This is a genomic window from Prauserella muralis, from assembly GCF_003202285.1.
In the GTDB taxonomy this organism is placed as follows: domain Bacteria; phylum Actinomycetota; class Actinomycetes; order Mycobacteriales; family Pseudonocardiaceae; genus Prauserella_B; species Prauserella_B muralis.
Map to the genome: position 1 here is coordinate 1 of NZ_MASW01000008.1, position 10,785 is coordinate 10,785.

8 protein-coding genes and 1 pseudogene are annotated in these 10,785 nt (G+C 68.7%); 5 read left to right on the plus strand and 4 right to left on the minus strand.

The genetic code is table 11. The features are described from left to right. Positions 1–175 precede the first annotated feature (175 nt). Positions 176–1,309 (minus strand): IS701 family transposase, encoded by a 1,134-nt coding sequence (locus tag BAY60_RS34615; RefSeq protein WP_043829840.1) that lies wholly within the window; start codon positions 1,307–1,309, stop codon positions 176–178. A gap of 137 nt (positions 1,310–1,446) precedes the next feature. Between BAY60_RS34615 and BAY60_RS34620 the strand changes: the two genes are divergently transcribed. The 4 genes and pseudogenes from BAY60_RS34620 (at position 1,447) to BAY60_RS38670 (ending at position 5,576) form a co-directional block, all read left to right on the plus strand. Further along, positions 1,447–2,298: a CorA family divalent cation transporter gene (locus tag BAY60_RS34620; protein WP_158303258.1), complete on the plus strand. Its 852-nt coding sequence runs from the start codon at positions 1,447–1,449 to the stop codon at positions 2,296–2,298. Between the two features lie 31 nt (positions 2,299–2,329). Then, positions 2,330–4,984, plus strand: coding sequence for a magnesium-translocating P-type ATPase (gene mgtA, locus BAY60_RS34625; protein WP_245788968.1), 2,655 nt, complete (start codon positions 2,330–2,332; stop codon positions 4,982–4,984). A gap of 162 nt (positions 4,985–5,146) precedes the next feature. Beyond that, positions 5,147–5,287 (plus strand): annotated as a pseudogene (locus BAY60_RS38665) (hypothetical protein); the annotation flags it as partial. A gap of 55 nt (positions 5,288–5,342) precedes the next feature. Further along, positions 5,343–5,576, plus strand: coding sequence for a hypothetical protein (locus tag BAY60_RS38670; RefSeq protein ID WP_146770610.1), 234 nt, complete (start codon positions 5,343–5,345; stop codon positions 5,574–5,576). 206 nt (positions 5,577–5,782) lie between these two features. Here the strand turns inward: BAY60_RS38670 and BAY60_RS34645 are convergent, their stop codons facing one another. The 3 genes from BAY60_RS34645 to BAY60_RS34655 form a co-directional block, all read right to left on the minus strand. Beyond that, complete coding sequence (locus tag BAY60_RS34645; RefSeq protein WP_091679423.1) at positions 5,783–6,628, minus strand: hypothetical protein; 846 nt, start codon at positions 6,626–6,628, stop codon at positions 5,783–5,785. Positions 6,629–7,108: 480 nt separating this feature from the next. Beyond that, positions 7,109–7,981: a recombinase family protein gene (locus tag BAY60_RS34650; RefSeq protein ID WP_091679426.1), complete on the minus strand. Its 873-nt coding sequence runs from the start codon at positions 7,979–7,981 to the stop codon at positions 7,109–7,111. Between the two features lie 54 nt (positions 7,982–8,035). Then, the gene (locus tag BAY60_RS34655) at positions 8,036–9,241 is read right to left on the minus strand and encodes an IS110 family RNA-guided transposase (protein ID WP_091679428.1); all 1,206 of its coding nucleotides are present in this window, start codon (positions 9,239–9,241) and stop codon (positions 8,036–8,038) included. Between the two features lie 500 nt (positions 9,242–9,741). Between BAY60_RS34655 and BAY60_RS34660 the strand changes: the two genes are divergently transcribed. Next, complete coding sequence (locus BAY60_RS34660; RefSeq protein ID WP_211330569.1) at positions 9,742–10,641, plus strand: DUF4241 domain-containing protein; 900 nt, start codon at positions 9,742–9,744, stop codon at positions 10,639–10,641. The last annotated feature ends 144 nt before the right edge of the window (positions 10,642–10,785 follow it).

Consider the following 10,785-nt stretch of genomic DNA (forward strand, 5'->3'; position numbering starts at 1 on the left):
TACTGCAACGGCAGTTAAGGAAGTGGGTAGCCGCGGCGTTTGTAGTGGCTGAGGCGGGCTTGGTGTTGTCGTCGGCGGCGGAAGCGTGACCAGGACCAGATGTGTTCGGCGGCGTCGGCGACACGCAGGACCAGCTTGGTGAGCAGGCGCCGGATCTCCGGTAGTGTAAAGCTGATCATGTCTGGTTCGGCGATACCGATTCCCCTTTTATGGCAAGGGATTTGGCGACGGCGAGCCAGGCGTGGGCGAGCATCGACAGGGTGATGTGGGCGTACCACGCCCGCCAGGACCGGACCTGGTAGTGATCCAGTCCGGCTTCGTTCTTGGCCTGCTGGAAACACTCTTCGATCCGCCAGCGCGCCCCGGCGATCCAGGCCAGGTTCAGCAGGGTGGACCGGCGGGGCCCGTAGCAGATGTAGTAGGCGATCTCGGTCGGATCAGAGATCGAACGCCGGGCGAGCAGCCAGTGCCCGCGCCCGGCCTGCCAGCCAATCCGGACCGGCACCCGTGCCCAGTCGTACTCGCGCGGCCCGTGCGCGCCGGCACCGACCGACAACCGCCGCCACGCCCGGGCGGGCAGGTCCGCGATCAGCTCATCGGCCCGCTGTTCGGTGCCCTCGGCGGTGATCAGGGTGTCGTTGACCTTGGTGGCCAGCACGTACGCGGCGTCGTGTTCCTCCAGCCAGGCTCGCAGGTACTTGACCTGCCCGTAGGCCTCATCGGCGGTGACCCACGCGAACGGCACACCCGCCTCGAACGCCCGCGCCAGCATGCCCATCGCCTGCCGCGGCTTCGTGGCGAACTCGACCTCATCCGGAATCCCCGCCCGTTGGCACCGGTCCCGGTCGGCGATCCACGGCTCCGGCAGATACAGCGCCCGATCGATCAGCGCATGCCCATGATCACCGGCATAGGCGAGAAAGGTCCCGATCTGACAGTTCTCGATCCGCCCCGCCGTCCCGGAATACTGCCGCTGCACCCCGGCCGAGCGCACACCTTTCTTCAGGAACCCGGTGTCGTCCACGATCAGCACGCCGCCCGGCTCGCCGAGATGCTCGACCACGTAGTCCCGCACGTCGTCACGCACCCCGTCGATGTCCCAGTCCGCCCAGCGCAACAACCGCTGCATCCCATCCGGAGACACCTCACCGGACTGCTCCGCCAGTGTCCAGCCGTTCTTCCGCTCCAACCCCGCGACCAGCCCGGACACATACTCCCGAGCCCGGCCCCGCGGCTCCGACCGCCTGAACCGTCCCGCGATCCGATCATGAACCCGATCCAGCTGCCCCATCACCACATCGACCACCACAACGATGATCTACCACACGACGACCAACTGCCGTTGCAGTATTAGGAGACGTCATGGAAACTCGGACTGAACGGACTCGGTTCGACCCGGTCGATCTGCGTCGTCGTTGGGTCCAGGTTCCGGCCGGTGATCCGCAGGTGGCTGCCGAGCGGATCGAGGGACTGGGGGTGGATTTCGCGGCGGCCAACGGTCGGGTGTGGGAGACCGACGACTTCGTTTATCTGCCCGTGGTCGTCAACCTGCGCACCGGGGACACGATCAGCCGCGAGGCGGTCGTGTTCGCGCTCGGCCACGACGTGCTCGTCACCTTGCAACCAGAAGTCAGGTTCGCGCCGTTCGACAAGGCCGTTGCGCGGATGCGGCGCACGCCGCACCTGGCCGGGTCGCCGCACGGGGTGATGTATGCGCTGCTGTACGCGCTGAACGAGGCCGCCGAGCGGGTGATCGACTACGCCAGCGACGCCCTGGAGGCGATGACCGACGAGATCGACATGGCCACGAAGGGGGTGGACGAGAACGGGCGGGACATCGGGGTGATGGACATGCAGGACACCATCGCTCGAATGAACGAGGCCGAGGAGATCGTGTCCCGCTCCCAGGAGTCGCAATTGCTGCTGGCCCGTGCCGCCCGGTACCTGCGTGCCGAGACCGCGGCGAGCGAGGTGGAGCTGGGCAAGCTGATCGACATCCTGATCGCCGACATCGACGGGGTGAAGGAACACGCGAGTTTCGAGCACGACAAGGTGCGTTATCTGCAGCAGTCCATTATGACGTCGCTGGATGTGAAGCAGAACCAGATCGTCAAGGTGTTCACCATCATCACCGCGGTGTTCCTGCCTCCGACGCTGATCGCGACGTTCTACGGCATGAACTTCACCTGGATGCCGGAACTGGAATGGGAGCACGGCTTCCTGGTGACCACGCTGTTAACCCTCGTGGCGGCGTTGATTCCGCTGGCCTACATCAAGCGGAAGGGCTGGCTCCGGTGATCACGACGCCTCAGTCGCCTGGAGATGGGTTGTGAACCGGGTGGCGAACGGCGTGGTGTCCTGGGTTGACCCGGAGCTGCGGGAGCTGGCGACAGCGGCCCCGATCACGCTGTTTCAGCGGTTGTCCAGCTCCCCGAAAGGGCTGACCGAGCAGGAGGCAACCCACCGGTCGGCCGTGTGCGCCGACAATCGGCTGCAGCGGCACGAAGGGTCGGTGTGGGTGGGGCGGGCGCGGTCCGCGGTGGCTAGCCCGTTCGTGGCCTTGCTGACCGGGCTGGGCGTGGTGTTCACCGTTCTCGGGGATCTGCGTGGTGCGGTCACCGTGAGCGTGATGGTGCTGCTCAGTGTGGTGCTGCGGTGGTGGCAGCAGGTTCGGTCCGATCAGGCGTTACGCGGCCTGCGGGCGCTGGTGACCACGACGACTACGGTGCGCAGGCGGCCCGGTGACGGGCTCGCCCCGACCGAGCGGGAGGTGCCGCCAGAGGACCTGGTACCGGGTGACGTGATCGTGTTGGCGACGGGGGATCTGGTGCCGGCCGATGCGCGGGTGGTGGCGGCCAACGCGCTGCTGGTCGACCAGTCCGCGCTGTCCGGGGAGACCCTGCCGGTGCGCAAGGGGCCACCATCGCCTGTGCCCGATCGGCAACCCCGCGGCCGGACCGGTGGCGAGATCGCGGACCTGTCGTCGGTGTGCTTCGCCGGCACGTCGATCCTGAGCGGCACCGCGACCGCGGTGGTGATCACCACGGGGCCGCGCACCTACTTGGGGACGATGGCCGAGCAGGCCCGGCACGCCCGCCCTGAGAGCAGCTTCGACCGCGGCGTGCGCGCCGTGGGCTGGACGCTGGTGCGGTTCATGCTGGTGATGGCGCCGATCGTGCTGGCGGTCAACGGCACCGTCACCGGCGACTGGGCGCAGGCCGCGCTGTTCGCGGTCGCGGTCGCGGTCGGCTTGACCCCGGAAATGCTGCCCGTGATCGTCGCCGCCAACCTGGCCCGCGGCGCGGTGCACCTTTCCCGCCAGCAGGTGGTCATCACCCGGCTCAACGCCATCCAAGACCTGGCGGGCATGGACGTGCTGTGCGTGGACAAGACCGGCACACTCACCCAGGACCGGGTGGCCTACGCGCACAGTATCGACCCGGCCGGACGGCCGGACGGCGAGGCCGCCGAGTACGCCTACCTGGCCGTGCATTTCCAGACCTGCCCGCACAACCGGCTCGACGAAGCCATCATCGACCAGCTCGCCACCGACGACGCGCCGCTGGTCACCGACGCGGCGTTCACCAAGATCGACGAGATCCCCTTCGACCACACCCGGCGGCGCGCCACGGTGGTGGTGCGACAGCAGCCCGGCGAGCACATCCTGATCACCAAGGGCGACCCCGACCAGATCCTGCCCCGCTGCACCCACGCACGGCGGGCCGGCGAGGTAGTCGAGCTCAGCGAAGCAGATCGCCGCGAGGCTGGCGAGGTCGTGCGCGCTTACGCTGATCACGGCATGCGGATCTTGGCCGTCGCCGCCTGCGAGTATCCCGCCCGGCTGAGCGGCTACGACGAGGGTGACGAGCACGACCTTGTCCTTGTCGGGTTTGTCGGGTTCGTCGACCCGGTGCGCGACAGCGCGGCCGACGCGGCGCGGACCCTGGCCGACCACGGAGTCACGGTCAAGATCCTCACCGGTGACAACCGGCACGTCGCAGCGCAGGTGGCAGCCCAGGTCGGCATCCCCGTGGGCGAGATCGTGCTGGGGACGCAGGTTGAGGATGCCGACGACGCGCAGCTGCGTCGGCTCGTGGCGCGCACGACGGTCTTCGCCCAGGTCAATCCGGTACACAAGGCGCGGATCGTGACCGCGCTGCGGGACGCCGGGCACGCGGTTGGGTTCGTCGGGGACGGGGTCAACGACACAGTGGCGTTGCGGACGGCGGATGTGGGGATCGCTGCGGACACCGCCACCGATGTCGCCAAGGACGCCGCCGATCTGATCCTGCTGGACAAGGACCTCACGGTGCTGGCCCGCGCGATGGTGGAGGGTCGCCGCACGCTGGGCAACACCATGAAGTACGTCAAGATCACCGCGAGTTCGAACCTGGGCAACGTGCTCAGTGTCCTGGTGGCCAGCGCGACGCTACCGTTCCTGCCGATGCTGCCCATCCAGCTCATGGTGCAGAACCTGCTCTACGACGCGGCGCAACTGGCGCTGCCCTGGGACCGCGTCGACCAGGACTATCTGCGCCGGCCACGGCGGTGGGACACCGGCGGCCTGACCCGATTCATGCTCACCTTCGGCCCGCTGAGTTCGCTGTTCGACCTGGCCACGTTCGCCGTGCTGTGGTGGCTGCTGGACATCGACAGCCCCGCCGAGCAGGCGATGTTCCAGGCAGGTTGGTTCATCGAGGGACTGCTCTCGCAGGTCCTGATCGTGCTCGTGCTGCGCACCCGCCAGACCGGGATGCAGGTCTGGACGCCGTGCGGCGCACCGTCTCGGCCGGTGCTGGCCGCCGCAGTAGCGGTGGTACTCGTTGGCCTGCTGCTGCCGTGGTCGCAGCTTGCGGGCGCGCTGCGGATGGCGGCGCTGCCGCTGGGCTACTTCCCCTGGCTGCTGGCGATCTTGTTCAGCTATGTCGTGGCGGCCCAGGTCGTCAAGGCGAGGTACCTGCGTGGCGGGCGAGCGTGGTTGTGAGCCGCATCGGCTGCGGTGGCGGCGTTCGGGCGGGGCGGCCAGGGGCTGATCATGACGACGCGAGCGGAAGATGACTCGGGCACCGTCGAGATGGCGCTGCGTGTCGGCGCTGGCGTCGGGTTGGGCGCGCTGATCGGTTTCGAGCGGCAGTATCGGGCCCGGATGGTGGGGCTGCGGACCAATGCCCTGGTTGCTGTGGGGTGCCACGCTGTTCGTGCTGCTGTCCGCCTACGGCTTCGGGGATGTCAGCGGCGCCAGCTCTGCCGATCCCACGCGGGGTGCCGCCCAGATCGTCTCCGGCATCGGGGGTTCCTGGGTGCTGGGGTGATCCTGCGGGACGGGCTGAGCGTGCGTGGGCTTGGACACCGCCGCCACGCTGTGGTGCTCAGCCTCGGCGGGGGCGCTGAACTGGGGCGGCATCCTGCTCATGTCGCTGGGCGCCCAGTGGTACATCCTGTTCAACGTCATCGCCGAGGCCAGCGCGATCCCCAGCGACCTACGCGAAGCCGCCGCTGTGGTGGCGGAAACTCATCCTGCGGGGAATCTTCCCCGGCTATTCACCGGCGGTATCCCGCCGCCCCTTCTCCGCTGAAAACGCCCAGCAGCAACTCGACACCCCGCCATCGCCTGGGGCCGCTACGCCGAACTGTTCGACTACGACACCGACACCGACCAGATCACCGCCGATCCCGCCGCTGGCCTCCACCCATCGATCTCCTCATGAGCAAGGACACGAAGCTCAGCGACTTCACCCGGTGACGCGACGTGGACACATAGTGGACACACATGGCGCCACGGTTACTCGGGTGCGACGCTTCGTTGTCCCTGGCGAAGGCGGCTGGCGACGTAGCTGGCGCGGTCGCCGCCGTTCTCCCGGTGCCAGGCGCTGGCGGTGGTGTCGGCCACACCGAGCAGGTCGGCGAGCATCTTCCAGTGGACGGAACCAACCAGTGACATCCAGGCGCCGTTGCGGGCGGTGCGGGCGCTGGGGACGCCCAGCTTGCGCAGCCGGGCCTGGAGGGTGGCCGACGTCATCGGCCGGTCGGGGCGCAGCCCTGGGAACAGGTAGGGAGTCGGGCGGTGCCGCAGCGCGCCCGCGAGCGGGCGGCGGTTGTTGACGAGCTGCTGCAGGAGTACGGACAGCCGGGGGCGTAGCCACAAGGGGTCGCGGCCGAGTTGCAGGCCGAGGACGCCGGGCTCGTCCGGGTGGGCGAGGACGTCGTCGGTGGTGAGGTTGACCAGTCGCCAGCAGCTTTGCCCGTATTGCAGGACCAGGCAGCCGGCGGCACGATCGGTCAGCGCCTGGGTGTCGTCGGTCTCCAGCTTGACGGCGAGCAGGACTCGGTCGGTGTCGCTCATGATCTCCCGGTTGCCGGTGTGGGCCGAGGTGCCGATCGCGACGTGGGCGGGGGCGAGGCCGTTGGTTGCGGCCCACAGCAGGAACGGGCGCGCGTAACGCTGGCGGGGCCGGTTGCGGATCAGCCAGCGGTCCATCACGGGTTGGGTGAGGGCGGCCAGGCTGATGCCGCGGGCGCGGAGGTAGCTCAGCAACAGGCGGGCGGCGTCGAGCTTCCGCCGGAGGTGTTCGCGCTGGTAGCGCGTGAAGCCGGAATCCCGCTCGGCGCGCTGGTGGGCCAGGGGCATCAGGTGCCACCGGACGTAGCGAGCCAGGATGGTCTTGTCCTGCTGGACGGTTACTCGGGCCAGCAGGGTCTGGACGTCGCGGGTGAGCTGGGCGAGTTCTTCCTCGCGGGGTTCGAGGATCTCGGCGAGTACCGCGCAGGTGCTGGACCGCGGTGGTCTGCCGGAGCTCGTCGAGTGCCTCGTGCGAGCAAGCCAGTTCGCCGGTGACCATGCGGCGGATGAGTTGTCCGCCGGGCCGGCGCAGATACAGGCACAGCGAGTACGGGTTGTCGTAGCTCTCCAGCAGCTCGGCCAGCGGCGCCAACCAGGCGGCCGGTTGCCCGTCGGGCTGGGTGAACAGCTCGACCAAGTCCCGACGCGCGATGCAGGATACGCAGTGCCCGCGCAGCAGACGGCCCATGGCCCCACAGGTCGGGCAGCGGTAGGAGGGGGACCGCCGGGATACGGGAGAAACCTGCCAAGTAGTCGGGTAGTGCCTGGTCAGGCGTCGTTGTCGGCGAGGGCGCGGTAGAGCGAGGCAACTGAGGGGTGCCGGCCGGCGTTCTTGCCGGTCTTGATGGTCAGCTTCTTGACGATGTCGGGCATCGGGGTGCCCTTGTCGCGCAGGGCGCGGGCGAAGAGCACGTCGTCTTCGTCGATCACCTTGGGTCGGCCGCCGTGGTTGCCGCGTGCGGCGGCGGCCTGCTGGCCTTCGAGGGTCTTTTCGCGGATGTAGTCGCGGTCGAGCTGGGCGGCGACGGCGAGCACGGCGAAGAGCATCGATCCCATACCGTGTGGGTCGTAGATGCCGGTCAGCGGCCCACTCAGCAGCTCCAGCTGCACCCCGCCACCTTGCAGCTGGGCGGACAGCGTCATCAGCTCGGCGGCGTTGCGGGCAAGGCGTTTCATCTCGTGCACGGTCAGGATCACCGGCTGGTCCGGTGCCGCGATCTTGATCTCGTGGGCGAGGGTGAGTGCCTTCTCCAGCTCGGGGCGGATCTTGATGCGGGTGCTGATCTTCTCGGAGAACACCCGCGTGCAGTGCGCGGCCGCGAGCGCGTCGAGCTGGCTTTGCAACTCCTGGGTGGCCGTCGAGCAGCGAGCGTAGCCGATCCGGATCGGCGCCCCGTTCGTCTCAGGCGCCGGCGCGGCGACCTCGGGGCACTGCGTCCACTTCTTGCCGGGCCCGCGATCGGCCGGGACGGGTACGGTGAGTTCGTCGCGTAGCGCGGGCACGAGGATGAAGCGCGCGGTGTGGTACTTCGCGGCGGTCTTCCCGGCGCGGGTGCGGCAGGCGCTGCCGGCGGGGACGTCGCATTGCGGGCAGGGGTGGCGTTCGACCGCGGCCGCTGCGTCGTCGGGTCCGAGTTGCATACCTCCAGTCTCTCAGAACTCTGTCAAAACCGGGGGGGTGTCCCTATGTGGTTGTCAAGCCGCAGCCGGGGCAGGAGTGGTCTCGGGGTGCCGGTAGTAGGTCTTGTTGCGGAGCATGGCGAACAGGACGTCGCAGCGGCGCCGCGCCAGGCAGATCAGCGCGGCGTTGTGCTTCTTCCCTTCATCGCGTTTTCGCTGGTAATAGGCCCTGCTGGTGGGGTCGGACAAGGCTGCGAACGCGGCGAGGAAGAACGCCCGCTTGAGTTTGCGGTTGCCGGTGCGGGCCGGGTGCTCGCCCTTGATGGAGGAGCCCGAGCTGCGGGTGACCGGGGCGATGCCGGCGTAGGCGGCCAGGTGGCCGGAGGACTTGAACGCCGTGGCGTCGCCGATCTCCAGCAGGATGCGGGCTGCGGTCCTGACCCCGACGCCGGGCATGGAGGTCAGGACCCCGGCAAGAGGGTGCGCATCGAGTATCCCTTCGACCTCGGTGGCGACCTGTTTGCGTTGCTGGAGAACGGTTTTCAGGCTGTCGGCCAGACGGGGCAGGACGGTGTCGGCCGCCGTTGTGCCCGGGACGACGACGGTCTGCTCGTCCAGCGCGGCCAGGATCGCGGTGACGAGTTTGTCGCCCATGCGGGGCGCGTGCGCGGTGGCGATCGCGGTGAGCTTGCGGCGGCCGGCGGCGCGGATGCCGGTCGGGCCGCCGCAGCGGGACAGGATCTCCAGCACCGCCGGGTGACTGATCCTCGGGCCGATCGCGCGTTCCAGGGCGGGGTGGACGCCGGTGAGCAGGCCGCGGATGCGGTTGCCGATCCGGGTGGCCTCACCGGCCAGGTCGTCGTCGAACCCGACCAGCACGTCCAGCTCGGCCAGGGCGTCGTCGCCGACGTCGACCGGGCGCAGCGTGTGCGGCAGCGAGCGGGCGGCGTCGGCGATGACGAACGCGTCCCGGGCGTCGGTTTTCGCGCGGCCGGGGTAGAGGTCGGCGATGCGTCGCATGGCCAGGCCGGGCAGGTAGGCCACCCGGTGGCCGGCCGCGCGGGCCACCGCGACCGGCAGCGCGCCGATCGTCGCCGGTTGATCGACCACCACCAGCAACGGCCCGTGCGCGGCGAGCTTGTCGAACAGCGCCCGCAGCTTCGGTTCGCTGTTGGGCAGCGGCGCGTCGTGAAGCCGCTTGCCCGCCGGGTCCAGGCCGACGGCGTGGTGTTCGCCCTTGCCGACGTCCAGGCCGAGGAACACCTGGTAACCGCTGGTCATCCGTCCTGCCGTTCGTTCGTCGCGGGTGGTCGCCGGTCGGGCATCGACGGCCGGCACCCACGTTACGACGAGACCTGCCCGGCGGGCGGCCGTGTCCCTATCAGCGGTCCCTCGATGCCACCAGGTCCGGTGACACCACCCCCCGGATCATGCGCTCGACTGGGGGCGTCAGTCATGCCGGACCTGGCGACCACGACTCCTTGATCAGGAGCTACGAAAAAGGTAACGGGGGGGGGGGTTCTGAGAGGTTTTGTGCGAATCGCGACCTGCGGATCTTCGGGGCGGATCGGGCTGTTCGCAGAACTGTCACAACTGTTCATTTATGAGAGAAACTACAGGTCCCTTGCCGCGCGAAGCCTGACACCGGTGCCCTTCCAGGTATCCGATCGGATCCGTTAGGACATTTGCCGGTGGACATGGCTAGGCCGGGGAGAAGAGGTGGCTACGATCGCTTCATCAGGTGTCGCCAAGGTGTCATCCGTCTTCGGCGCCGGTGGACAGTGAAGAAACTCGTCGAAGGAGCAGTTATGCCGGTGTCCGCACCCGATTTCGAATGGCTGTTCGCCCCAGGAACGCATCACACACTGTCCCGCGGCGATGTCGCCACCGTCCGGCTGCGGCAGGACGCCTCGCTGTGGCTGCCGTCCGGGCGGGTCGTCGCCGGCGAGCCGGCCATGTTCTTGTCGATGTCCGGCTCCGAGGACAGGTTTGTCCAACAGGTGCCACCGGGCCGGTATCCGGTGGTGCTGGTGCTCGCCGTGTTCGGCGAACCGGACGAGCAGGATGCGCAGGAGTGGGTCGCGGCGGCCCGGCTGATGATCCGGGACGAGCCAGCCGCCTCCTGGGAGATGGCGACGTGCGCGGGCCAGGATGCCGCCGAACTGGGCGACGACGAGTACTTCGGCTATCCGGTCGTCGGCGGCGCCGGCGGCTTCGTGGACGCGGCGAACATCGCGGCGCTGCGCGAGAACGACGACTACAGCAACCAGCTGCTATCTAACCTGGACATCCACATCCTCGGCGAGACCGACCGCACCGCGCCCGCCACACTGGCCGACGACGGGGACCGGCCCCTTGCGGTGGCGTTTCCCTCTGGTAGCGGAGACGGGCACTATCCAACCTGGGTTGGGCGCACCGCCGACGGCGAGGTCGCTTGCTTCCTCACCGACTTTTGCATCCTGACCGGGGATGGCGATAGCGAGAATGACGAGCCACCCTCAGGCAACGGTCCGATAAGCGTCCCGGAGGACTCGACCACGCCACCACGCCCGCCATATGCGGCCAGGCCACAGCCACTGTCTCCAGTGCAACGGTCTCCAGTGCGGCCCCCCACCGGGATCGCCAGTCCGGCGACTCCGAACATCCGGGCACGCCGCTCCCCGAGCAGCGATGAAACGTGAAACCTCGTCGTGCGGGGTTGGGGCGTCGGATCGCGCCCTAAGTGGCGAGACGCATGCGCGTCGCGCGCGAGGCAGTTTCCCCCAGGGGGCGCTTCCCGGCGATTGGGGTTGCGCGCAGCCCGCGATGGAGTCGTTGTCGCAGTC